General features: G+C 62.3%; 21 protein-coding genes and 1 pseudogene. 19 read left to right on the top strand and 3 right to left on the bottom strand.

Annotated features, from left to right (window positions below; translation table 11 throughout):
* The 10 genes from HHL25_RS19830 to moaA all read left to right on the top strand — a co-directional run.
* Window positions 1-2,699: nitrate/nitrite transporter (locus HHL25_RS19830; RefSeq protein ID WP_169594859.1), on the top strand; the 2,699-nt coding region annotated here is incomplete at its 5' end.
* A 17-nt stretch (window positions 2,700-2,716) separates the two neighbouring features.
* Window positions 2,717-6,475, top strand: coding sequence for a nitrate reductase subunit alpha (locus HHL25_RS19825; protein ID WP_169594857.1), 3,759 nt, complete (start codon window positions 2,717-2,719; stop codon window positions 6,473-6,475).
* Entirely contained in the window at window positions 6,472-8,010 is a 1,539-nt protein-coding gene (gene narH, locus HHL25_RS19820; protein ID WP_169594855.1) for a nitrate reductase subunit beta, read from the top strand. Before HHL25_RS19825 ends, narH begins: the two co-directional genes overlap by 4 nt.
* Window positions 8,010-8,723 (top strand): nitrate reductase molybdenum cofactor assembly chaperone, encoded by a 714-nt coding sequence (narJ, locus tag HHL25_RS19815; RefSeq protein ID WP_169594852.1) that lies wholly within the window; start codon window positions 8,010-8,012, stop codon window positions 8,721-8,723. Before narH ends, narJ begins: the two co-directional genes overlap by 1 nt.
* A gap of 10 nt (window positions 8,724-8,733) precedes the next feature.
* Window positions 8,734-9,453 carry a respiratory nitrate reductase subunit gamma gene (gene narI / locus HHL25_RS19810; protein ID WP_169594849.1) on the top strand — a complete coding sequence of 240 codons (720 nt, stop codon included), beginning with the start codon at window positions 8,734-8,736 and terminating at the stop codon, window positions 9,451-9,453.
* A gap of 3 nt (window positions 9,454-9,456) precedes the next feature.
* Window positions 9,457-10,371, top strand: coding sequence for a peptidylprolyl isomerase (locus HHL25_RS19805; RefSeq protein ID WP_169594847.1), 915 nt, complete (start codon window positions 9,457-9,459; stop codon window positions 10,369-10,371).
* Between the two features lie 79 nt (window positions 10,372-10,450).
* Window positions 10,451-11,107, top strand: coding sequence for a carbonate dehydratase (can, locus tag HHL25_RS19800; protein ID WP_169594845.1), 657 nt, complete (start codon window positions 10,451-10,453; stop codon window positions 11,105-11,107).
* Window positions 11,104-12,378 carry a molybdopterin molybdotransferase MoeA gene (locus tag HHL25_RS19795; protein WP_169594843.1) on the top strand — a complete coding sequence of 425 codons (1,275 nt, stop codon included), beginning with the start codon at window positions 11,104-11,106 and terminating at the stop codon, window positions 12,376-12,378. Before can ends, HHL25_RS19795 begins: the two co-directional genes overlap by 4 nt.
* The gene (locus HHL25_RS19790; protein ID WP_169594841.1) at window positions 12,375-12,923 is read left to right on the top strand and encodes a DUF2478 domain-containing protein; all 549 of its coding nucleotides are present in this window, start codon (window positions 12,375-12,377) and stop codon (window positions 12,921-12,923) included. Before HHL25_RS19795 ends, HHL25_RS19790 begins: the two co-directional genes overlap by 4 nt.
* The gene (gene moaA / locus HHL25_RS19785; protein WP_169594839.1) at window positions 12,913-13,950 is read left to right on the top strand and encodes a GTP 3',8-cyclase MoaA; all 1,038 of its coding nucleotides are present in this window, start codon (window positions 12,913-12,915) and stop codon (window positions 13,948-13,950) included. The genes HHL25_RS19790 and moaA overlap by 11 nt, the downstream gene beginning before the upstream one ends.
* A 176-nt stretch (window positions 13,951-14,126) precedes the next feature.
* On the opposite strand, the pseudogene HHL25_RS23430 reads toward moaA, so the two are convergent.
* The 3 genes and pseudogenes from HHL25_RS23430 to HHL25_RS19775 form a co-directional block, all read right to left on the bottom strand.
* Window positions 14,127-14,330: pseudogene (locus HHL25_RS23430) on the bottom strand (transposase); the annotation flags it as partial.
* 366 nt (window positions 14,331-14,696) lie between these two features.
* Window positions 14,697-16,100: an ATP-binding protein gene (locus tag HHL25_RS19780; RefSeq protein ID WP_246701907.1), complete on the bottom strand. Its 1,404-nt coding sequence runs from the start codon at window positions 16,098-16,100 to the stop codon at window positions 14,697-14,699.
* Window positions 16,100-16,825, bottom strand: a complete 726-nt coding sequence (locus tag HHL25_RS19775) for a response regulator (protein ID WP_169594835.1) — start codon at window positions 16,823-16,825, stop codon at window positions 16,100-16,102. Before HHL25_RS19775 ends, HHL25_RS19780 begins: the two co-directional genes overlap by 1 nt.
* A 173-nt stretch (window positions 16,826-16,998) precedes the next feature.
* Between HHL25_RS19775 and HHL25_RS19770 the strand changes: the two genes are divergently transcribed.
* From HHL25_RS19770 to HHL25_RS19730, 9 genes are all read left to right on the top strand, one after another.
* On the top strand, window positions 16,999-17,520 hold the full coding sequence (locus tag HHL25_RS19770; RefSeq protein WP_169594834.1) for an EF-hand domain-containing protein: 522 nt from the start codon (window positions 16,999-17,001) through the stop codon (window positions 17,518-17,520).
* Window positions 17,521-17,580: 60 nt separating this feature from the next.
* Window positions 17,581-18,072, top strand: a complete 492-nt coding sequence (locus HHL25_RS19765) for a cytochrome b (protein ID WP_169594832.1) — start codon at window positions 17,581-17,583, stop codon at window positions 18,070-18,072.
* A gap of 186 nt (window positions 18,073-18,258) precedes the next feature.
* Window positions 18,259-19,473, top strand: a complete 1,215-nt coding sequence (locus tag HHL25_RS19760; RefSeq protein ID WP_169594830.1) for an HlyD family efflux transporter periplasmic adaptor subunit — start codon at window positions 18,259-18,261, stop codon at window positions 19,471-19,473.
* The gene (locus tag HHL25_RS19755) at window positions 19,470-20,642 is read left to right on the top strand and encodes an FtsX-like permease family protein (protein ID WP_169594828.1); all 1,173 of its coding nucleotides are present in this window, start codon (window positions 19,470-19,472) and stop codon (window positions 20,640-20,642) included. Before HHL25_RS19760 ends, HHL25_RS19755 begins: the two co-directional genes overlap by 4 nt.
* Before the next feature lie 9 nt (window positions 20,643-20,651).
* Window positions 20,652-21,353, top strand: coding sequence for an ATP-binding cassette domain-containing protein (locus tag HHL25_RS19750; protein ID WP_169594826.1), 702 nt, complete (start codon window positions 20,652-20,654; stop codon window positions 21,351-21,353).
* 100 nt (window positions 21,354-21,453) lie between these two features.
* A complete protein-coding gene (locus HHL25_RS19745; protein WP_169594824.1) occupies window positions 21,454-21,654 on the top strand; it encodes a hypothetical protein in 201 nt (66 codons plus the stop codon).
* A 327-nt stretch (window positions 21,655-21,981) separates the two neighbouring features.
* Complete coding sequence (locus HHL25_RS19740; RefSeq protein ID WP_169594822.1) at window positions 21,982-22,152, top strand: hypothetical protein; 171 nt, start codon at window positions 21,982-21,984, stop codon at window positions 22,150-22,152.
* A gap of 191 nt (window positions 22,153-22,343) precedes the next feature.
* Complete coding sequence (locus HHL25_RS19735) at window positions 22,344-23,375, top strand: DUF3991 and TOPRIM domain-containing protein (RefSeq protein WP_169594819.1); 1,032 nt, start codon at window positions 22,344-22,346, stop codon at window positions 23,373-23,375.
* 64 nt (window positions 23,376-23,439) lie between these two features.
* Entirely contained in the window at window positions 23,440-24,045 is a 606-nt protein-coding gene (locus HHL25_RS19730; protein ID WP_169594817.1) for a DUF1419 domain-containing protein, read from the top strand.
* The last annotated feature ends 106 nt before the right edge of the window (window positions 24,046-24,151 follow it).

Genomic DNA, 24,151 nt, shown 5'->3' with positions numbered 1-24,151 from the left:
TGGCGATGAGCACAATCGCCTTCACCGTCTGTTTCGCTGTCTGGACGATCTTCGCGATCATCGGCATCCAGATCCGCAAGGAGTTGAATCTCACAGAGACCCAGTTCGGTCTGCTGGTCGGCACGCCGATCCTCACCGGCTCACTGATCCGCGTGGTGCTCGGCATCTGGACCGACCGCTATGGCGGCCGGGTCGTCTTTACCGCCACGATGCTTGCCGCTGCCGTCGCGACCTTCTTCCTGACCTATGCCACGACCTATCCGCAAATGCTGGTTGCTGCGCTCGGCGTCGGTATTGCCGGTGGGTCGTTTGCCGTCGGTGTGGCCTATGTCTCCCGCTGGTATCCGCCGGAAAAGCAGGGCACGGCGCTCGGCATCTTCGGCGCCGGCAATGTCGGTTCGGCCGTGACCAAGTTCCTCGCTCCCCTGGTTCTCGTTGCCTTCGGCTGGCAGACCGTCGCCCAGGTCTGGGCCGCAGCTCTCGTCGTCATGGCGATCATCTACTGGTTCACCACCAAGGATGACCCGGTGCTCGTCGAGCGCCGCCGCACGGGAGAGAAACCAAAGAGCACCTGGCTCGAACTCGAGCCGCTGAAGAACGTGCAGGTCTGGCGCTTCTCGCTCTACTACTTCTTCGTCTTCGGCGCCTTCGTCGCGTTGGCGCTGTGGCTGCCGCAATACCTGATCAAGGTCTATGGCGTCGATATTCGCGCCGCAGGCATGATCGCCGCCTTCTTCTCGGTCCCGGCCAGTCTCTTCCGGGCCTATGGCGGCCATCTCTCCGATGTCTACGGTGCGCGCCGCGTCATGTACTGGACCTTCCTGGTCTCCGTCGCAGCCACCTTCGTGCTCTCCTACCCGCCGACCGACTATGTCGTGCAAGGGGTCAACGGGCCGATCGCCTTCCACGCCGAGATGGGTCTGATCGGGTTCACCGTCACGGTCTTCATCCTCGGCTTCTTCATGGCGCTGGGCAAGGCAGCCGTCTTCAAGCACATTCCGGTCTACTATCCCCAGAGCGTAGGTTCGGTCGGTGGTCTTGTCGGCATGATCGGCGGCTTGGGCGGCTTCATCCTGCCGATCGTTTTCGGTATGCTGCTCGATCTGACCGGCCTCTGGACGAGCTGTTTCATGCTGCTCTTCCTCGTCGCGCTCGGCTCGCTTACCTGGATGCATTTTGCCATCCGCCAGATGGAAAAGGAAACCGAGGGCGAGAAGCTCGCCGAACTGCCGGCTTTCCCGGAAATGCAGGGCATGGGCAAGGCCGGGCGCAAGCCGATCCAGGAAAGCGCTGCCGTGCTGACCGACTGGCGCCCGGAAGATCTCATCTTCTGGGAAGACAAGGGCCGCAAGATCGCGCGCCGCAATCTCTGGCTCTCGATCCCGGCACTGCTTCTGTCCTTCGCCATCTGGCAGGTCTGGTCGGTCGTCGTCGCCAAGTTGCCTCTGGTCGGGTTCACCTTCACCACCGACCAGCTCTTCTGGCTGGCGGCGCTGCCGGGCCTGTCCGGCGCGACGCTGCGCATCTTCTACTCCTTCATGGTGCCGGTATTCGGCGGACGGCTGTGGACGACGCTCACCACCTGGTCGCTGATCATTCCGGCGCTCGGTATCGGCTATGCGGTCCAGAATCCGGATACGCCCTACGCCATTCTTCTGTTGCTGGCGCTGCTGTGCGGCTTCGGCGGCGGCAATTTCGCGTCCTCGATGTCGAACATCTCGTTCTTCTTCCCTAAGGCAGAGAAGGGCAATGCGCTTGCACTCAATGCCGGCCTCGGCAATCTCGGCGTCTCCGTCGTGCAGTTCGTCGTGCCGCTGGTCATCACCGCGGGGGTGTTCGGCGGGCTGGGCGGTGACCCCGCCATGGTTGCCTCGCCGACGGGAGAGGCACCGCTCTGGCTGCAGAATGCCGGCTTTATCTTCGTGCCGTTCATCATTCTTGCCGCACTCGGCAACTGGTTCGGCATGAACGACATCGCGTCGGCAAAGGCATCCTTTGCCGAGCAGGCCGTGATCTTTCAGCGCAAGCACAACTGGATCATGTGCTGGCTCTACACCGGCACCTTCGGTTCCTTCATCGGCTATTCGGCAGGCTTCCCGCTTCTGACCAAGACGCTCTTCCCGGACGTCAACGTGCTGCAGTTCGCCTTCCTCGGTCCGTTGGTCGGGGCCCTGTCGCGCTCCGGCACGGGTTGGCTTGCCGACAAGTTCGGCGGCGCACGCGTCACCTTCTGGGCCTTCGTCCTGATGATGATCGGTGTCTCTGGCGTGCTGTGGTTCATCGGCATCAAGGATCAGCCGAATGCCTTCTGGGGGTTCTTCGCCTCCTTCCTGCTGCTGTTCTTCGCGACCGGCGTCGGTAACGCCTCCACCTTCCAGATGATCCCGGCGATCATGCGCAAGGAAATGGGCCGGTTGATGCCGCAGGCCACGGCAGAAGAGCGCCGGCTGCAGGCCGAGAAGGAATCGGCCGCGATCACCGGCTTCACGTCCGCGATCGCTGCCTTCGGCGCCTTCTTCATCCCCAAGGGTTACGGGACCTCGATTGCCATGACCGGTGGGCCTGAAGCCGCACTCTGGGCCTTCCTGGCCTTCTACGTCACCTGCCTTGTCATCACCTGGGCCGTCTACACCCGCAAGGGCGGGCTGCTCTACGACATCGAGCGCGGCCGGACCGGCCCGGTCGCAGCAACCGCCTGAACCCGGAGGAAAATACCATGAGCCATTTGCTCGATCGCCTGAACTTCCTGGCGCACAAGAATGCCGGCACATTTTCGGATGGCCACGGCGTCACCACGACCGAGAGCCGGGATTGGGAGGACGCCTACCGCAAGCGCTGGCAGCACGACAAGATCGTACGCTCGACCCACGGGGTAAACTGCACGGGCTCCTGCTCGTGGAAGATCTATGTCAAGGGCGGGATCGTCACCTGGGAAACCCAGCAGACCGACTATCCCCGCACGCGGCCGGATCTGCCCAATCACGAGCCGCGCGGCTGCGCGCGCGGCGCCAGCTACAGCTGGTACATGTATTCGGCCAACCGGGTGAAGCATCCCCTGGTCCGCTCGCGCCTGCTCAAGCTCTGGCGCAAGGAGCGGACTATCAAGACGCCGGTCGGCGCCTGGGCGGCGATCCAGGAGAATCCGGAAAAGCGCGCCGACTACATGAAGATGCGCGGCCTCGGCGGTTTCGTGCGCGCCACCTGGGAGGAGGTCAACGAGATCATCGCGGCGGCGAATGCCTACACGGTGAAGACCTACGGTCCCGACCGTGTCATCGGCTTTTCGCCGATCCCGGCCATGTCCATGGTCTCCTATGCGGCCGGCTCGCGCTATCTCTCGCTGCTCGGCGGGGTCTGTCTGTCGTTCTACGACTGGTACTGCGACCTGCCGCCGGCCTCGCCGCAAACCTGGGGCGAGCAGACGGACGTTCCGGAATCGGCCGACTGGTACAATGCCGGCTTCCTCATCCTGTGGGGTTCGAACGTTCCGCAGACGCGCACGCCCGACGCCCATTTCTACACTGAGGCGCGCTACAAGGGCGCGAAGTCGGTCGTGGTGTCACCCGACTATTCGGAAGCAGCGAAGTTCTCCGATCTCTGGCTCCATCCGAAACAGGGCACCGATGCCGCGCTCGCGATGGCGATGGGTCACGTCATCCTCCGCGAATTCCATCTCGACCGGCAGGCAGACTATTTCGAGGACTATTGTCGTCGCTATACCGACATGCCGATGCTGGTGAAGCTCACCGGCAAGGACGGGCATTTCATCCCCGACCGCTTCGTGCGTGCCTCCGACTTCACCGGAGCGCTCGACGAGACCAACAATCCGGAATGGAAGACGGTCGCCGTTGATTCGAAGACGAAGCAGTTCGTCTCGCCGGGCGGTTCGATCGGATATCGCTGGGGCGAACAGGGCAAGTGGAACCTCGAGGCCAAGGACGGCAAGGGCGCAGACGTCGATCTCGCCATGAGCTTCATCCTCGACGGCGAGCACGACACGATTGCCAATGTCGGCTTCCCCTATTTCGGCAATCGCGAGCACGACTACTTCGAAGGCACGGACCATGACAGCGTGCTTGTGCGCAAGGTTCCGGCCCGCAAGGTCAAGTTCGCCGATGGCGAAGCCCTGGTCGCCACGGTCTTCGATCTGTTCGTTGCCAATTACGGTCTCGACCGCGGCCTCAATGATCCGAATTCCGCCAAGTCCTACCAGGAAAACCTGCCCTACACGCCCGCCTGGGCCGAGAAGATCACCGGTGTTCCGCGCGACCAGATCATCGCAGTCGCCCGCGAATTCGCCAGCAACGCCGAAAAGACCAATGGTCGCTCCATGGTCATTCTCGGGGCCGGTCTGAACCACTGGTACCACATGGACATGAACTATCGCGGCATCATCAACATGCTGGTGATGTGCGGTTGCGTGGGCCAGTCCGGCGGCGGCTGGAGCCATTATGTCGGGCAGGAAAAATTGAGGCCCCAGACCGGCTGGACAGCGCTTGCCTTCGCGCTCGACTGGAACCGTCCGCCGCGCCACATGAACGGCACGTCCTTCTTCTATGCGCACACCGACCAATGGCGCTACGAGACGTTGAAGGTCGACGAGATCCTCTCGCCGACCGCGCCGGAGGGCCCGTGGGATGCCTCGCTGATCGACTACAATATCCGCGCCGAGCGCATGGGCTGGCTGCCGTCGGCTCCCCAGTTGAAGACCAATCCGCTCGATGTGTCGAAACAGGCCGCGGCTGCCGGCAAGGAGGCCAAGGACTTCGTTGCCGAGCAGTTGAAGGCCGGCGCCCTGTCCATGTCCTGCGAGGACCCCGACGACAAGGCCAACTGGCCGCGCAACATGTTCGTTTGGCGCTCCAACCTGCTCGGTTCGTCGGGCAAGGGGCATGAGTACTTCCTCAAGCACCTGCTCGGCACCAAACATGGCGTGCTCGGCAAGGATCTCGGCGAAGAAGGCCGGCAGATCAGCAAGGAAGCCGTCTGGCATGACGAGGCGCCGGAAGGAAAGCTCGATCTGCTGGTGACCCTCGACTTCCGCATGTCGACGACTTGCGTCTATTCCGACATCGTGCTTCCGACCGCCACCTGGTACGAGAAGAACGACCTCAATACATCGGACATGCACCCGTTCATCCATCCGCTGTCGAGTGCCGCGGACCCGGCCTGGGATGCGCGCAGCGACTGGGACATCTTCAAGGGCATTGCCCGCAAGTTCTCGGAAGTCGCTCCGGAGATCCTCGGCGTCGAGAAGGATGTCGTGCTTGTGCCGACCCTCCACGACACGGCAGGCGAGCTTGCTCAAGCCTTCGACGTCAAGGACTGGAAGAAGGGCGAGATAGAGCCTATTCCGGGTCGGACCATGCCGACGGTCGCGGTGGTAGAACGCGACTATCCGAACCTCTACAAGAAGTTCACCTCCGTCGGCACGCTGCTCGACACGGTGGGTAACGGCGGCAAGGGCATCGCCTGGAACACCGAGCATGAAGTCGATCTGCTCGCCCGCCTGAACGGCGTCGTGCAGGAGGAAGGTGTCACCAAGGGGCGTCCGCGCATCGAGAGCGACATCGACGCGACCGAGGTCATCCTGTCGCTGGCGCCGGAAACCAACGGCGAAGTGGCGGTCAAGGCCTGGGAGGCGCTGTCGAAGTTCACCGGCCGCGACCATACCCATCTCGCCATCCCGAAGGAGGACGAGAAGATTCGCTACCGCGACGTGGTCGCCCAGCCGCGCAAGATCATCTCGTCGCCAACCTGGTCCGGTCTGGAATCGGAAAAGGTCTGCTACAATGCCGGTTATACCAATGTGCACGAACTGATCCCGTGGCGCACGCTGACCGGCCGCCAGCAGCTCTACCAGGATCACCTCTGGATGCGCGCCTTCGGCGAAGGCTTCTGCGTCTACCGGCCGCCGATCGACACCAAGACGGTCAACCCGGCGATCCGCTCGAAGGCTGACGGCAAGCCGCATCTCGTGCTCAACTTCATCACGCCGCACCAGAAGTGGGGCATCCACTCCACCTACAGCGACAACCTGATGATGCTGACGCTCAACCGCGGCGGTCCGGTCGTGTGGATCTCCGAACCCGACGCCAAGCGGGCCGGGATTGTCGATAATGACTGGGTCGAGGTCTACAACACCAACGGCGCGATCGTCGCCCGTGCGGTGGTCTCGCAGCGCATGAAGGACGGAACGGTCTTCATGTACCACGCCCAGGAAAAGATCGTGAACACGCCCGGCTCGCCGATCACCGGCCAACGCGGCGGCATTCACAACTCGGTGACGCGCGTCATCACCAAGCCGACGCACATGATCGGCGGCTACGCCCACCAGGCCTACGGCTTCAACTACTACGGCACGGTCGGCGCCAACCGCGACGAGTTCGTCGTGGTGCGCAAACTCGACAAGGTGGACTGGCTGGAAGGCCCGCACACCGAAAGCGTCGCATACAACAAGGAGGCGGCAGAATGAAAATTCGCGCGCAAATCGGCATGGTCCTCAACCTCGACAAGTGCATCGGGTGCCATACCTGCTCGATCACCTGCAAGAACGTCTGGACCAACCGCGAGGGCGTCGAATACGCCTGGTTCAACAATGTCGAATCCAAGCCCGGCATCGGCTTCCCGAAGGAATGGGAAAACCAGAAGAAGTGGAACGGCGGCTGGGTTCGCAAGTCGAACGGCAAGATCGAACCGAAGATGGGCGCCAAGTGGCGTATCCTCGCCAAGATCTTCGCCAATCCCGACCTGCCGGAAATCGACGACTATTACGAGCCGTTCGACTTCGACTACGGCCACCTGCAGACTGCCGGAGAAAGCCGTGCCATGCCGACGGCACGGCCCCGTTCGCTGATTTCAGGCGAGCGGATGGAAAAGATCGAATGGGGTCCGAACTGGGAGGAAATCCTCGGCGGCGAATTCGAGAAGCGCTCGAAGGACTATAATTTCGAGGGCGTGCAGAAGGAGATCTACGGCCAGTTCGAGAACACCTTCATGATGTATCTGCCGAGGCTGTGCGAGCACTGTCTCAACCCGACCTGTGCTGCGGCCTGTCCGTCGGGAGCGATCTACAAGCGCGAAGATGACGGCATCGTCCTGATCGACCAGGAAAAATGCCGCGGCTGGCGCATGTGCGTCTCCGGCTGCCCCTACAAGAAGATCTACTACAACTGGAACTCGGGAAAATCCGAGAAGTGCATCTTCTGCTATCCGCGCATCGAAGCCGGCCATCCGACGGTCTGTTCGGAAACCTGCGTCGGGCGCATCCGCTATCTCGGCGTCATCCTCTACGATGCCGACCGGATTTCGGAAGCCGCATCCACCGCCAACGAGCAGGATCTCTACGAGGAACAGCTGAAGATCTTCCTCGATCCGAACGATCCTGCGGTCATCGAGCAGGCACGCAAGGACGGCGTTCCGGATGCATGGTTGGAAGCAGCCAAGCGTTCGCCGGTCTACAAGATGGCGATGGAGTGGAAGATCGCCTTCCCGCTCCACCCGGAATACCGCACGCTGCCGATGGTCTGGTACATCCCGCCGCTTTCGCCGCTGCAGTCGGCTGCCCAGTCCGGCAAGCTCGGCATGGACGGCCCGCTGCCGGATGTGCGGTCGCTGCGCATTCCGGTGCGCTATCTCGCCAACCTTTTGACGGCCGGCAAGGAAGCTCCCGTCATCTCGGCGCTGGAACGCATGCTCGCCATGCGCGCCTACATGCGCTCCAAGACGGTCGACGGCGTCATCGACGCCTCGATCGCCGCCAAGGTCGGCATGAGCGCCGAGATGATCGAGGAAATGTATCACATCATGGCGATCGCCAATTACGAGGATCGCTTCGTCATCCCGACGACGCATCGCGAGGTGACCGAAGACGCCTATGACGTCCGTGGTTCCTGCGGCTTCTCCTTCGGCAATGGCTGTTCGGGCGGCACCTCGGACAGCGATCTCTTCGGCGCGAAGCGTCGCAAGGTTGTCCAGACCCCGACCGACCTCTTCAAGGAGCGCGTCTGATGCACAAGGCTTTGAAAATCATCTCGCTGCTGCTGAGCTATCCGAGCGCCGAGCTTTTGGCCGGGGCGCCGGAACTCAAGGCGGCGCTCGACGGCGACGATACGATCGCCCGGGAGGTCAAGCTGCTGCTTGGCCGCCTGATCGACGATCTCGCCGGCCAGGACCTCTATGACGCCCAGGAGCGCTATGTCTACCTGTTCGACCGCAGCCGTTCATTGTCACTGCATCTGTTCGAGCACGTTCACGGCGAAAGCCGCGACCGCGGTCAGGCCATGGTCGACCTGATGACGATGTATGAGGACAGCGGCTTCGTCATCGATGCGAAGGAACTGCCGGATTACCTGCCGCTCTTCCTCGAATTCCTGTCGACCCGCTCCGTCGAGGAAGTGAATGACCTGCTTGCCCAGACGGCCCACATCACGGCCGCGCTCGGCGAGCGACTGAAGAAGCGCGACTCGATCTACGCCAACGCCTTTTCGGCACTTCGCCTGCTGTCCAGCGCCAAGCCCGACCAGAAGCTTCTCAAGCAACTGCTCGAGGGAGCCGAGGACGATCCGAACGACCTCGCTGCGCTCGACCGCATCTGGGAGGACGAGGCGGTCACCTTTGGCGGCAATTCGGGTGACAACAGCTGTGGCCCGGATCGGCTGCGCACCCAGATGCGGGCGGCTGCACGCAAGCCGAATGATCCCTTGAACACGATACTGGTCTAGGAGGCAGGACATGTCTGATTTTCTCAATTCACTCTTGTTCGGCATCTACCCCTATATCGCGCTCGTGGTGCTGATCCTCGGCTCGATCATTCGCTATGATCGCGAGCCCTATACCTGGCGCTCTGGTTCCAGCCAGCTGCTGCGCCGCAAACAGCTGATCTGGGGCTCGGTGCTGTTCCATCTCGGGGTGCTCTTCATCTTTGCCGGCCACCTCGTTGGTCTGCTGACCCCGATCGTGATCTTCGACACGCTCGGCATCAGTCACAGCGCCAAGCAGACGCTGGCAGTGGTCGCAGGCGGCATTGCCGGTACAATGGCCATCATCGGCGCCACGCTTCTCGTGCATCGCCGGCTTTTTGATCCGCGCGTGCGGGCATCGTCGAGCACCACCGACACGCTGATCATCATCCTGCTCTGGATCCAGCTCTTCCTCGGCCTCTCGACCATTCCGACATCGCTCGCTCACCTCGACGGCCATGAAATGGTGAAGTTCATGAGCTGGGCTCAGGGCATTTTCACCTTCAACCCGGATGCGGCATCCTACGTCGCCGACGCGGCCCTGGTATTCAAGCTGCATCTCTTCCTCGGGCTGACGATCTTCCTGCTCTTCCCGTTCACCCGGCTCGTGCACATGCTGAGCGCACCGATCCGCTACATCTGGAGACCGGGCTACCAGGTCGTTCGCCAGCGCAACCGCAGCGCCTCCGTCAACCATGTCCCTGCGGAGTGAACCATGGTCACGCTTTTTGACAAGGCTTCGAATGGTCCGGCACCGTCCAGTGCGGGAATGAAGGACAGCTACTCAACCTACCAGGAGCCCGACACCCGGGTTCCTCCCAAGGCGCGACCGGTGCTCGACGCCGTCTCCGTCAACGGGGTGGCGATCGCCGAAAGCGATATCCTCGCCGAGGCGCAGAACCATCCGGCGGAGAATCCGGGGGCGGCCCTTCTTTCCGCTGCAAGGGCGCTCGCCGTCAGGGAGCTTCTGCTGCAGCGGGCCCGCGAACGGCAGATTGCGGTCTCGCCAGAGAGCGACGCCGAAGGCCGCAGCGAAACGGACGACGATGCCGCCATTCGCCGGCTGATCGAGGAAGAAGTTACCGTTCCCTCCGCGACGGCGGAAGAGTGCCTGCGCTTCTACGAAAACAACCGCGGGAAGTTTCGCAGCGAGCCGATCTTCGAGGCGAGCCATATCCTGATAGCCGCCGATCCGGCGGATGAGAGGACTCGCGCCGCGGCGCGCACAGATGCCGAGAGGCTGGCCGCGGTTCTCGCTGAACATCCGAGCGAGTTCGCCACCATGGCGCGGACCCATTCGGCCTGTCCGTCGGCAGAGCAGGGCGGCAATCTCGGGCAATTGACCCGAGGCAGCACGGTCGCGGAGTTCGAGCGGGCGCTGGCGCGGATGGCAGAGGGTGAGATCACCCCACGGCCTGTCGAAAGCCGGTTCGGGTATCACATCATCCGACTGGAGCGTCGGATCGATGGCGAGCAACTGCCGTTCGATTTCGTCCAGCAGCGGATCGCCGGCTGGCTCGAGGCTTCCACCTGGTCGAAGGCTGTGTCGCAATATATCGCGATCCTTGCCGCGGACGCGACCGTCACCGGCATCGACCTTCTCGCTGCCGATGGTCCATTGATGCAATGACGTCGTGCCTGCACGCTGAGGTGCGGCAGGGCGACCTGTCGTGCCTCACGGGCGGGTTGGTAGGCGTCCGGAGTAGATGATGCTTTCAGATCTCTTCGACCACAATGTCCGCTGGGCGGCGGCCAAGCGCGCGAAAGACCCCCTCTACTTCGACAGGCTGTCGGCATTGCAGCGACCCGAATATCTCTGGATCGGCTGTTCCGACAGCCGGGTGCCGGCCAATGTCATCACCGGGCTGCAACCCGGCGAGGTCTTCGTCCACCGCAACGTCGCCAATCTCGTCCACCGGGCCGATCTGAACCTGTTGTCGGTGCTGGAATTCGCGGTCGAGACGCTGGAGGTCAAGCACATCATCGTCTGCGGACACTATGGCTGCGGTGGCGTGCGTGCGGCGATGGATGGTCATCGCCACGGCATCATCGACCACTGGCTCCAGCCGATCCGTGACGTCGCCGAGGCCAATCTCTCTGAACTCCAGGCGATCGCCGATGGAGAAGGTCGCTTGAACCGGCTCTGCGAATTGACGGTTGCCGCGCAGGTGGAAAGCCTGTCTCACACCCCCATCATGCAGTCCGCATGGAAACGCGGTCGGGACCTTGCGATCCACGGCTGGATCTATGGCCTGCGCGACGGCTTACTGCGTGATCTCGGCTGTGGTTGCGACAGGAGCATGGCCCGATTCCGCTGCGACGGCGGGGACCTCATGCCGACCGCGGACCGGGAGAGCATGCAATGAACGTCCTGCCTGAAAAGGGCCACTGGGCCGAGCTCACCGAAAGCCGTGAGCGCCTGATCACGGTCGAGGAGGCGATCGATGTCGCGGTGGCGATGGTCCAGCCGTTGACCGAGACGGAGGAAGTCGCTCTCGCCAGAGCGCGTGGCCGCGTCCTTGCTCGCGACCTGCACGCCGTGAATGCCATGCCGTTCTTCGACAATTCGGCCATGGACGGCTTTGCGCTGATGGTCGGGGATTTGCCCGGTCAAGGCCCTTGGTGTCTGCCGGTTGCGGGCACGGTTGCGGCCGGTGGCTTGGCGCCTGTCCTCGAACCCGGCACGGCGCTGCGCATCTTCACCGGTGCGCCGGTGCCGGCGGCCAGCGATGCCGTGATCGTGCAGGAGGCCTGCGAGGACCGGGGCGACAGCGTTCTGGTGACTATGCGCCCGGCAAGCGGCGACAATATTCGTCGCAGGGGCGAGGACGTCGCGGTCGGCGATCTGCTCGCGGCAGCCGGCACCATCATCGACGCACGTCATATCGGCGTCCTGGCGGGCAATGGATTTGGCAGCCTACCGGTGATGCGCCGCCCGCGCATCGGCATCCTGTCGACCGGTGACGAACTGGCCGGAGGGGCCGCGAACATCCACGACGTCAATCGTCCCATGCTGCTTGCCCTTTGTGAGGGGGCCGGAGCAGAGGTCATCGATCTCGGTATCTGCCCTGACGACAGGGCGAGGATGACTGAGTTCCTGACCGCTGAGGCCGGTCCCTTCGACATGATCCTGACGTCGGGTGCTGCCTCGATGGGCGGCAGGGATTTCATGCGGCCCGCGCTCCTTGCCGCCGGCGGGGCTGTCGAGGCTTGCCGCGTCGCCCTCAAGCCCGGCAAGCCGGTATTCTTCGGTCGCATGACCCGAACGCTGGTGACCGGACTGCCGGGCAATCCCTTCGCTGCCTATGTCGGCTTCCAGCTCTTCGTCAAGCGACAGATCAGTGCAATGCTCGGTGTCCGTTCGCCGGAGGACAGGATCGAGACTGCCGAAGCCGATTTCGGCTGGACCCGTAAGTCCGGACGCCGGGAGTATGTGCCGGCGAAGGAGATTGGCCGCAATGCCGATGGCCTGCCGGTTCTGCAACGGCTGGGTCACGGCAGTTCCGCAGCTCTCGTTCCGTTGGCTTCGGCCGATGGTATTATTGTTCTTGATGCAAGCGCGACACACGGTGCGCGCGGCGACCTCGTCGAATGGATGCCATTCTACAGGACGGATGTTTCTTGGAGGATCACATGACGGACTTCGCTTTCCCCCTTCAGGCCGCCATTCGCGTCACCAGGGACCACCCGGTGGATAGTATCCTTGAAGCGACCGCTCGTTCCCTTGTCGCCGACGGGCGGAAAGTCGTCGGCTACCTGCAGAGGGAAGGCGCAGGCGAGGGAGAGTGCTGCGGCGAGATTGCACTCGAGGACATCGCCACTGGTGAACTCGTCACGATCTCGCAGGCACTGGGCTCGGGCGCGCGGGGTTGCAGGCTCGACCCGCAGGCCCTTGTGGGTGTCGCCGGCTCCCTGCTTGCCAGGCTCGATGACGATACCGACCTGATGATCCTCAATCGCTTCGGAAAGGGCGAATCCGAGGGGCAGGGATTCCGCGCTGTCATCGAGGAGGCCTGCATTCGCGGCGTTCCTGTGCTGACCGTCGTCAGGGATGAATATGTCCAGGCATGGGAGCAGTTTTCCGGCGAATTTGGCTGTCTCCTCAAGCCTGATCCGGAAGCAGTCCTTACCTGGTCACGTCGCGCGACCGTCGCGGCAAGGAACTCCCGTGATGCAGCTTGAACGACGCTTCGAGGTTCCGGCTGATCCGGTACATGCTCCCCTGATCGACAGCTTCGGACGGCAGGTCACCTATCTGCGGCTGTCGGTGACGGATCGCTGTGATCTGCGCTGCACCTATTGCATGAGCGAGCACATGACGTTCCTGCCGCGACAGGATGTCCTGACACTGGAAGAGCTCTATCGTCTGGCAACCATCTTCATGCGTGGAGGCGTGCGCAAGATCCGGCTGACGGGCGGCGAGCCGCTGGTGCGCAAGAACGTCATGCAATTGTTCAACCTGCTGGCGCCGCATCTCGAAAACGGCGACCTGGACGAAGTGACCTTGACCACCAATGGAACGCTTCTGGCGCGCTATGCTGAGGCGCTGTTTGCCGCCGGCGTTCGTCGCGTCAACGTCTCGCTGGATACCCTTGATGCGGGGCGCTACGCGCAGATCACGCGGTGGGGCCGGCTCCAGCCGGTGCTGAACGGTATCGACGCGGCCCTTGCGGTGGGCCTGAAGGTCAAGCTTAACGCCGTGGCAATGTCCGGTCCCTTTGAACGGGAGGTCGACGAACTCATCCGCTTCGCGCATGGGCGCGGCATGGATCTCACGCTGATCGAGGAAATGCCGCTCGGGGAGACGGGGCTTGACCGCTCATCGAGTTTCCTCCCGCTCGATACGCTGCGCCGATCTCTTGCAGAGCGCTGGACGCTCATGCCGATCGATGACCGGACGGGCGGCCCGGCCCGCTATGTCCGCCTTGCCGAGACCGGCGGCCGGCTTGGCTTCATCACGCCTCTGTCCTGTGATTTCTGTTCGAGTTGCAACCGGATACGTGTCAGTTGTACCGGGGATCTCTACGCCTGCATGGGCAAGGAGGGGGCAATCGGGCTGAGGCAGGCACTTCGGGGCGAGGATCCGGAAGAGGCGGTCTGCAACCGCATCCGCGATGCGCTCGCGCTGAAGCCGAAGGGCCACGCCTTCGAAATCACGCGCCACAGCCACTCGGGTATTGCCCGCCACATGTCGGTTCTCGGAGGATAAGAGCAGCAGGTGCCCGTTGCTGGCGAGCCCTGAATACGTTGAGGCGTTATGAGTTGGTCGGCCTCGTGGGCCATATCGGTGTGGAATTTAGTTGCGTATCGCGCATCGACGGCTACTCTGCAGTGCGTCCGCTTTACTCTGGGTCATGTCCGCACGATCTGAAGTAGGTGGCACATTCTTAAGGCAGCTTTGAACTTGTAGAACGCCTTCTCGATGGGGTTGAAGTCCGGGCTGTAGGGCGGATGCTAAAGTAGCCGGCGTCCCGCAGTTTCGATCGCGTGACGCACGCCTTCCGCCTTGTTTGCGGGCAGATTGTCCATGATGACGATGTCGCCCGGTGCCAAGGTTGGAATGAGAACCTGCTCGACATGGGCCCGGAATGGAGCTGCCGCCGCGACTTCCTCGGCGGCAGGCCCTACGGTGGTCGGCCTCTTACAATCAGCCTGGTCATACCAAGGCGATCGATCGCGCCGGCGAGTGAGGATGACGGCAGGTCCGACGGCACTTTGGCCATTGTCTGGATCTGCCTCGGGGGTGGCTGAAGTCTGGTCCTGCTAAGCCATCCACTTTCCCACCAGTTTTCGAGGATCAGAGCAGAAAGCCAAAACCGAGTGAGCGGCCGCCGCGTCAATTATTGCGTTTCCGAGTATTCGATGAGAACGCGAAAGTTTCTTGATCCGCTAGAATTGAGCGCTCTACATAGCATCGGTGGCTTCTCATGGCAGAGTGGGGCTCACTCGATTGCCTTACCGTGTCCAGGACCTATATTCCTCGCGACCGACTGCGCTTCGCATCGTAACGATCGCCCGTAGGCCGCCTTCTTCCCGGTTCTTTAGCTCTACCGAGCCGCCATGGGCGTTCAGTATGGCCCGGGCTATGGGAAGACCCAAGCCGACACCCCCGGTCTCGCGCGAGCGGGATTGTTCAAGCCGTGTAAACGGCTCAAAGACGCGGGAGAGTTCCGCATCGGGTATGCCAGGTCCTGTATCGTCGATGTAAATGACGACATCGCTTCCCATTCGACTAAGACCAATGACCGCACCGGCGCCATAACGCTGCGCATTCTCTATCAGATTGCGCAAGGCGCGCCGCATTGGTGTCCGTCGAACCGGCAACGTGACAGGTTCCATGGTCCCGAGAGTCACCTGCTGACCGGTTTCGCTAAGTTCCGAGGCGAGCTCGGAAAGCAGTCGCGGAATGTCTGTCGGTTCCATCGGCTGGTCAGGCGAGACGCCACGGGCATAGGCCAGCGTCGACTCGACCATTTCCTGCATTTCGTCCAACGTCGCCGCGATGCGCTCCCGCGTCTCGTCATCGTCGACCATCTCCGCACGCAGACGCAGTGCCGTGATGGGCGAGCGAAGGTCGTGACCAAGCGCCGCCAGCATTCGCGTGCGGTCGGTAACCATGCCGGATATGCGTGCCTGCATCCGCTCCATCGCGTCGGACAGCGCGCGCACCTCGTCGGGTCCGCCCCGCGGCATGGAAAATGCGGGACCGTCGATCCCCATCTCCTCCGCAGCCTGCACAAGGTGTCTCAGCGGGCCGGTGATCCGCCGCATTCCAAGCCAGAGCGCGGCCATGATCAGCACCAACGAGAGCATAATCGTGCCGAGGATAGCTGGAGGAAGCTGGAAATCCCGGAGGTCGTTGCGGGAGCGGACATTGAGCCAGGACCCGTCCTTCAACAGCACGGACAGGCGAAGTTCGGTTGGAGCTATGCCTGCGGCCAGCAGTCGGTCACGCAACCAGGCAAGCGCGGCAGGAGGTGTCATGGGACGGCCGTCGCGTGGGGAGATCCCGACTTCTTCTGCACGAATCTCGCGCGGGCTTCCCAGCACATCTGTCACCCTGGATCGAACCGCAGATAGCCCAATTTCCTTCGAACTGATCGCGCTCTCGCCGACATCGAATTGCGCATGATGCGAGCGGGCCGCGGCAAGGATGCCCGGGCGATTGTCCGGTGCGGCCTCTTCCAGCGCGATTACGACTGCCGCCGCTCGCTCGGCGGTTTCGACTCTGAGGCTGGCTTGCAAGGCGGTCCCGCGTTCACCCGTGAAAAGCCAGAGGCTTATGAACTGGGCCGCCAGGAAGGCGATCAGGATCAACAGTGCCAACTGCCCGGTCAGGCTGCGAGGGGAAAGCCGCATCAACTCACCTCTCGGACATCGGTGGCAAGGCTGTAGCCACCCGCCCGGATCGTGGCGATGATCCTGGGGCTTGCCGCATCGTCTTCGATCTTGCGGCGCAGACGGCTGACCTGGTTGTCGATGGTGCGGTCGAAAACTTCGGCCACCCGGCCGGACGTAAGGTCCAATAGCTGATCGCGCGACAGCACGAAGCGCGGGCGTTCCAGAAAGATGGTCAGCAACTTGAATTCGGCGCTTGTCAGGCTGACTTCACGTCCGTCCTGATGCGTGAGGGCGCGGGTATCGGTGTCGAGCACCCAACCTGCGAAGGCCAGCTTACGGCCACCAAGAGTACCGGCCAGGGGCTCGGGCCGGTCAGAACGTCGCAAGATGGACTTGATCCGCGCCAGGAGTTCGCGCGGATTGAAAGGCTTCACCAGATAGTCGTCAGCCCCGATTTCCAGACCGACGATGCGGTCGGTCTCCTCGCCCAAGGCGCTGAGCATCAGGATCGGCGGGCCGCCGCTGGCAGAAACGCGCCGCGCAGCGGAAAGCCCATCCTCGCCCGGCATCATCACATCGAGAACGATCAGATCGAACCGTCCGGCCTTCAGAGCCACGTCCATTTCCGCCGCATCACGGGCAGGGGTTGCGCGCATCCCGTTCTTTTCCAGATAGCGCGTCACCGCATCGCGGATTTCGCGATGGTCGTCCACGACCAAGATATGGGGCGATAGATCAGTCATGCCCTTACATAGCCTGCCGTTGCAGCAAGCGGGAGGAATTTTGCGTATCCGTCTGTCGCAATCCCTGCCCTTGCGACAGACCGATACAATTCAGGCTCCGTCCCGGCATCCTTCTGCGACAAAACCCCTCCATCCTGGTCTCATTCGAAACACAGACCCGAAGAGGTGAGACCATGAAACGCAAGACGATCCTAACTCTTGGTGCCATCGCCGCCGCCGCGGTCATTGGCGGCGCTGCCATTCCGGCCATCGCGGGCGGCGGTCCCTGGAGCATGATGGGAGGCCATGCGCCGGGCATGATGATGCAGAGCGGCGATGGTGCGGGATGGGGACCCGGCCGGATGGGCCAGCGCGCCGGCCATGGGCCGATGGGTATCAACGGCTTGGCCGAAAATCCGGTCTTCCAGGCCTTCGACGCCGACAAGGACGGCAAGGTCACGGCTGCGGAAGGCGAGGCCGGTGTATCCGCCTTGCTCGCCACCCATGATGCCGACAACAGCGGTGCCCTGTCCGAGGCGGAATTTGCCGCACTCTTTTCCGAGGTAACCAAAGGCATGGCCGCACGCCCCTTCGCCATGCTCGACGATGATGGCAACAAGGAAATCAGCGCCGAGGAAATCACCTTTCCCGTGAAGATGATGGCCCGGATGGGACGCTTGACTGACATCAATGCCGAAACCCCGACCAAACCGTAATTCGACAGAGAATAGCGGGTGCTGAAAGGCGCCCGCCCAATCATTCAAGGGGACAGAGCCATGACACATCCCACAGGTTATTCCGGAGCGCAGATCGCGCTTCACTGGATCGTCGCCCTGCTGGTCGCCGGCCAATATATCTTCAAGGACTCCATCGCCTCCGCGTGGGATGCGATCCGGCAGGGCACGGACTATGCCTTCGACCCACTGATCCCGGCCCATGTCGCGGGCGGCGGGCTGATCCTCGTCTTCATCCTGTGGCGTCTGGCTCTGCGTCTGACGCATGGTGCGCCACCACCGCCCGAGAATGAACCCGCGCCGCTAAAGGTGCTGAGCCATGTCGCCCACTGGGCCTTCTATGTGGTACTGGCGATCATGTCCGTCTCGGGCGCATTGGCGTGGTTCGCCGATCTGACCATTGCCGCACAGGTCCACAACATCTTTAAGGTCGTGCTTCTGGCGCTTGTCGCTCTGCATGTCCTGGCCATTCCCTTCCACCGCATTGTCCTGAAAAACAACGTGATGGTGCGGATGCTTCGTCCCGCAAGGTAGTGGCCATCACCGGTAGGAGCATGCGGGTTTGGATGCCAAACGTCGCCGACAGGACAAGCCTTTCGGCGAGTGGGTTGGACAAGAACACCGATGGGTCATCATGCTGGACAACGTCTCGATGTGACGGGTTCAATCGGGTTGGGCGTCAATCCGATATACTAACATCGACAGAAAGAGAGAACCGCCATGTCTGCGTCTGAAGAACAACGCCTTCCGATTGATCTGAACCTGTCCGATCCAAAGGCGTTTCGCCGGCGCCGCTGGTTTCGCAAGCGGTATCTGCTGGTTCTCCTGGTTCCGGTGTTCATGTTCTCGGGCGCGGTGCTGGGATTGTATTTTCAGCCGACGGGCTTGCAGAAGTTCTACGCGCTGACGGGCCTTACACCCGGTGGCGGCTCGGATGCACCCATTGCTCTGCCACCCGAGATCGAGCTGCCGCCGAAGATGGCGGAAACGCTGCTGCCCACCGATGTGGTGGGGTTGGCGCGGGTGATGCCGCGTGGCGATGTCTCGGTTGTAGCGGCGCCCTACGGTGCGGGGGATGCGCGTGTCGCCGAAATTCTCGTATCCGTGGGTGACCACGTGACAAAGGGAACCGTGCTGGCGCAGCTCGACAATCACTCTGCCCTGGCCGGGGCGGTACTGACGGCCGAGGCAAACCTTGCCGTGCGCGAAGCAAACCTCATTCAAACCCGTGCCGCGATAGAGGCAAGCCGCGAAGAGGCACAAGCAGCACTTGATCAGGCTGTGGCCACGGCGGCGGAAGCCGCAACCACTCTGGCTCGCACAGAAGAGCTGGTTTCGCACGATGTGGGCACGCAGGCCACGCTTGATGCCTCCCGCTCGGCGGCGGAGGGTGCGAAGCTTTCAGTTATACGCGCCGAGGCGACGTTGAAGCGCTATTCGGCGGTGACGCTCGACGAACAGCCCGACGTGATCGTGGGGAGCCGGAATGTGGACGCCGCCCGATCAGATCTCGCCCGTGCGCAGCTTGATCTTGCGCGCGCCGAGGTTGTGGCCCCGATCACCGGTACAATCCTCGACATCCATGTTACGCCCGGACAGCGCCCTCCTACCGATGGCATCATGGACATGGGCGACACGGATCAGATGATGGCCGAGGTGGAGATCTGGCAGGACCGTATCAGCACTGTCCTGGTTGGCCAGCCAGTGGAATTGGCCACCCCGGCACTGGGAGTCACGCTGCAAGGCCGGGTGGACAGTATCGGGTTGACCGTGGGGCGGCAGGGACTGATTTCGGACGACGCCGCGGAAAACAAGGATGCGCGCGTGATCCAGGTCCTGGTGGTGCTGGACAAGGCCTCCTCTGAACTTGCCGCACGCTTCACGAATCTAGAAGTCATAGCCCGCATTGACACCACTGCGCGGGTCAATCCATGAGCTACCTGCTGCAACGCCTGTTCGGGCGGCTGCCGATCGGCTGGCTGCAATTGACCCATAACCGCACCCGCTTTGCGGCGGCACTGGCCGGGGTGGCCTTTGCCAATGTGCTGGTCTTCGTTCAGCTTGGGATCATGAATTCGATGGGTGCGGCAACATTGCGACCCTATGATTTCTTCCAGGCAGATATCATGATTTCGGCCAGCGACGCGAGCACCCTGACCGATGGCGGCAACGTGGCAAGGCAATGGTTGCTGCAGGCGATGGGGGATCCGGATGTCTCCACGGGCATGGGTCTCCTGATCGCCAATGTTCCCTGGGACCGGGGCGAGAAGGATATCAGTCTGACGACCTTTGGCGTGGACCCGGTCAAGAAGGAGTTCCTGGCCGCCGATATCGCAAGCGATTTGAACCTCTTGCAGGTGCAAGATGCCGCCATACTCGACCGGCTGGCCCGTGGACTGAGCACGGATGAAGCTTCCGCGATCCGTCCGCAATCGCCGCTCTCCTTTGAAACGCAGGGCCGTACTGTCACCGCTTACGCCACCTTCGCCGGCGGAGGCGGGTTCGGTGGCGATGGCTATATGCTGGTCTCGGATCAGACCTTCCTGTCGCTGTTCCCGACACGCAGTTCCACAGCGCCCGACCATATCCTTTTGACCCTGCGCCCTGGCGCGCAGACGGAGGCCGTGATCGCGCGCCTGAAATCCCTGATCTCCGATCCATCCCTGCGCATCCGCAGTTATGAACAGGCCGCGCAGGAGGACCTGCGCTACCAGCAGACCAAGCGGCCCACGGGTATCATCTTCGGCTTCGGCGTGCTGATAGGCGTTCTGGTCGGCATCGTGATCGTCTATCAGGTGCTGTCCACCGACGTGGCCGACCACCTGCGCGAATACGCAACCTTCAAGGCCATGGGTTATGGCCCCCAGTTCTTTCTAGGCATCGTCTTCGAAGAGGCGCTGGTGCTGGGGATCATGGGATTTATCCCCGGTCTGGTTGTCGGCACGACCATTTTGACAGTCATGGGCAAGATAACCACCCTGCCACTGGGCATGACACCCTCGATGGCGGCGACGGTCTTCCTCGGCACCATCGTGTTTTCCGCCCTGTCCGGCGCCATTGCCACCCGTCGGCTTGCCGCTGCCGACCCTGCCGATCTCTTCTAGGAGGCTGCCATGGACAGCGACACAATCGTTGAAGTACGGGCCCTGAATCACTGGTTCGGCAGCGGCGAGGTTCGGAAACAAGCCCTGTTCGACGTGAATCTGGCGTTGAAACGCGGCAGCTTCACCGTGTTGATGGGCCCCTCTGGCTCCGGCAAGACCACGGTCCTCACACTGATCGGCTGCCTTCGCGCCGTACAAGACGGGTCGGTACGGCTTCTGGACCACGAACTGAACGGCGCACCCCAGACACAGCTTGTCGCGCTGCGCCGGCGTCTGGGTTTCATATTCCAGGCCCACAATCTGCATGAAAGCTTGACGGCTGTGCAGAACGTGATGATGGGGGTGCAGGTGCATGGTGGCGTGCCCGACGGCGTGGCGCAAAGCGCGGCCGCACATGCACTGGATCTCGTAGGCTTGACGGACCGTACGACCTATTTGCCGGCGAATTTATCCGGCGGGCAAAAGCAGCGCGTGGCTGTAGCCCGTGCTCTGGTCTCCAGCCCGGCGCTCGTTCTCGCCGACGAGCCCACTGCGGCCCTGGACAAGGAAAGTGCGGCTGACGTTGTCGATCTCCTGAAACGCATGGCCGCCGCACGAGGTACCACGACCTTACTCGTTACCCACGACAATCGCATCCTCGATCGCGCGGACCGCATCCTTACGCTGGAGGATGGCCGCATCGTCAAGATTGAGGAGCGAGCAAAGAGTTAGAATCAATGGAACACGAGAGTCGAGGTATCCCAACGACCTCGGAATGTTCCATAAATAGTCTTATGCGATATGTTATAACGTAACATAAACCGAGTTACATATGAAAATGCTGCCACCACTCGAGATGAGGTGCCTGCGCTGGGTGCTTCTGGGCAAAACCCACGCCGAAACCGCCCTGTTGGAGGGAAAAAGCGTCACCGAGATCGAGCTTTGCCTGGAACGTGCGGTCGTCATGCTCGATGCGACGTCAGTCGAGGACGCCATTTTGAAGGCGAACGGGTCTCATTCCGATCGACATTGAGCAGTGAGCATAACCCAGCGGGAGGCCAGCAACTTACCCGCTGGTTCGAAGACACCGCGTGATCGGCCGCTGAGCGAAGGTGAGGACTTGGTACCAAGGACAATAAATCGTGCGGAAAATTTTGGTTCCCAAACGGAAGCAAGCCAATCCCGCTCTCTTTTGATGGCGTCCTGGCCCGGTGCCGGATCTTCCACGATCAACCCATAAAGGGTCCGCTAGCCAAGCTGCGGCCGCTTCCGCTTCGCGTCGCGGTGATCGCGCCCGGACCCCGTGCCTTTTGAGGAGCCATCGAGCGGGAATTGGCCCGCTCCCGAAGGAGACTCTCAAATGTCGCACGATCTCTCTCTCGCTCAGTCCCACGCCTTCCAGCTCTCCCGTGACCTGATGGTCCCGGTCACCCTCTTCGCGGTTGACGGCGAATACGGCGTCCTTCCTTCCGACGAGATCGACGCCGACGACGATCTTGAGATCGTCCACGAATACACGCCTTGGCATTGAGTCGACGGCATGGCCTTCGGCTTGCCGCTTGCGAGCGGCAGGCCGCAAGGGAGGCTGCGCCGCGGCCGACATTGCATGATTCACCAAATTGCCAGCCGCGCCCTTGCGGCCTTTGCTCTTCGCGGCCGCTGAAGCGGCGAATTGCTAAAGCTGATAAATCAGAGGCGATCGCTCTCGCGATCGGAAGAAAAATGGAGAGAAGAGAGATAGAAGCGCTGCGCGAGCAGGTCAGCTGTGCGGCGGTGCTTGAGCATGCCGGGTTTGCGATAGACGCGAAGGAAAGCACACGGCGGGCGGTCAAGTTCCGCCGTGGCGGCGACATCATCATCGTCACATATGAGGGGCGCGGGTGGTTTGATCCTTTGTCCGACGCGAAAGGCGATGTGTTCCGGCTCGTCGAGCATCTCGATCGGGTTGGTTTTCTCGAGGGGGCCGAGCGGGTCGCGGGTCTGGTCGGGTTTCAGATCACGGAGCCGGAGTGGCAACCGGCAAAGGATGGCGAGAGAGGTTACCTCTCGCTTCCCGATCGTTGGCAGGCTCGCCGCCGTCCCTGGCCCGGTTCGGCGACATGGCGCTACCTCAATGCCGAGCGTTGCCTGCCTGCCTTTGTGCTCAAAACGGCGATCAAAGCGGACCTTCTGCGGGAAGGTCCGCAAGGAAGCATGTGGGCGGCGCATAGAGACCATGCCGGGGTATTGACCGGTTGGGAGGCGCGCGGTCCGCAATACCGGGGTTTTGCATCCGGAGGAATGAAGGTTCTTTTCCGTTTCGGTTTGGACAGCGCATTGCGTCTGGCTGTCACGGAAGCCGCAATCGATGCCATGAGCCTCGCGGCGATCGAAGGTTTGCGTGAGGGTACGCTTTATCTCAGCACAGGCGGTGGATGGTCGCCGACCGCTGAGGCAGCGTTGCGGGCGTTGGCGGCCAAGCCTGGTGTCCAGATGGTTGCTGCAACGGACGCCAATCCGCAGGGCGACATGTTTGCCGAACGGCTGCGGACGCTTGCCGACGATGCAGATTGCGACTGGACGCGACTTCGGTCGCCCGAGGAGGATTGGAACGAGGTCCTGAAGATCAGAGGAAAGGAAAAGAGGAAAAGGATGGAAGGAGAAGGCGTGCCGCATGCGCGCCGCCCGCGTCAAGGGAGGCTTCGCCCGGCGGAGCCGGCCCTTGACCCGAACGGTCGCGATGCCGGCGGCAGCAAAGGGGTCATGAAGGACTGAAGAGGACGGCAAGGTCGAGAGGACAGTGCCGCGCTTCGGTCCGAAACCTCCGAAGGAGCTGCAGATGAACCCCTCTCCCGCAATCCGAAAAGTCTTCCAGGGCGTCGCAAGCCGAGCGCAGATGTTCCGCATGTTCGACCGTCATCTCCAGAGGCCCGACCGCTGGGAAGACGAAGCAATGCCGCTCTACGCTGGCGAATGGTTCGAGATCGGCGGGGCCGAGCACGACTATATGTTCGAAATCCTGCCGCCGCTCTGGATCCGCGGTTCGATGTTCGCAATGCGCGAGTTCCTGACCGGCTCGGTGACATCCGTGTTCTTCGCTCTCCGGATCGACGAGGCGATCCGCTATTTTCACGGCTATTGCGACCTTTCCGATAAAGCGTCCGTCGAGACCATGCGCCTTGCGATCATCGAGCGCGAGAGCCGCCCGGTCCGGGCCATGACGCGCGCGGAACGCCTCGAGCACATCTGGAGCAGTACGGCGGACGACTATCGCGGCTATGCGGGCGAGCGCTGGCCAGAGGCCTCACGCGGCAAGTGCACGGTGATGCTCTACGGCGGTAAAGGCGGCACTGTTCTGAAGCTGCTGGAAGACCTCAGCGACGACGAGATCGCCGCCAAGCTGCCAGTACAACTGCGCCACCTCCCCTCGCCGATCGCGGCTTGAGAGTTTCCGATTGCATCCGTGCGCGAAGCAATCGCGCTCGGCCCACGATAGCCGCGCAGCCCAGGCAGGCGGCCCCTCCACCCCTTCGCGTTCCTGACTGTCGCTT

It is taken from the genome of Rhizobium terricola, assembly GCF_012927355.1.
GTDB classification, from domain to species: domain Bacteria; phylum Pseudomonadota; class Alphaproteobacteria; order Rhizobiales; family Rhizobiaceae; genus Allorhizobium; species Allorhizobium terricola.
This window is presented reverse-complemented; position numbering and strand designations above follow the sequence as displayed.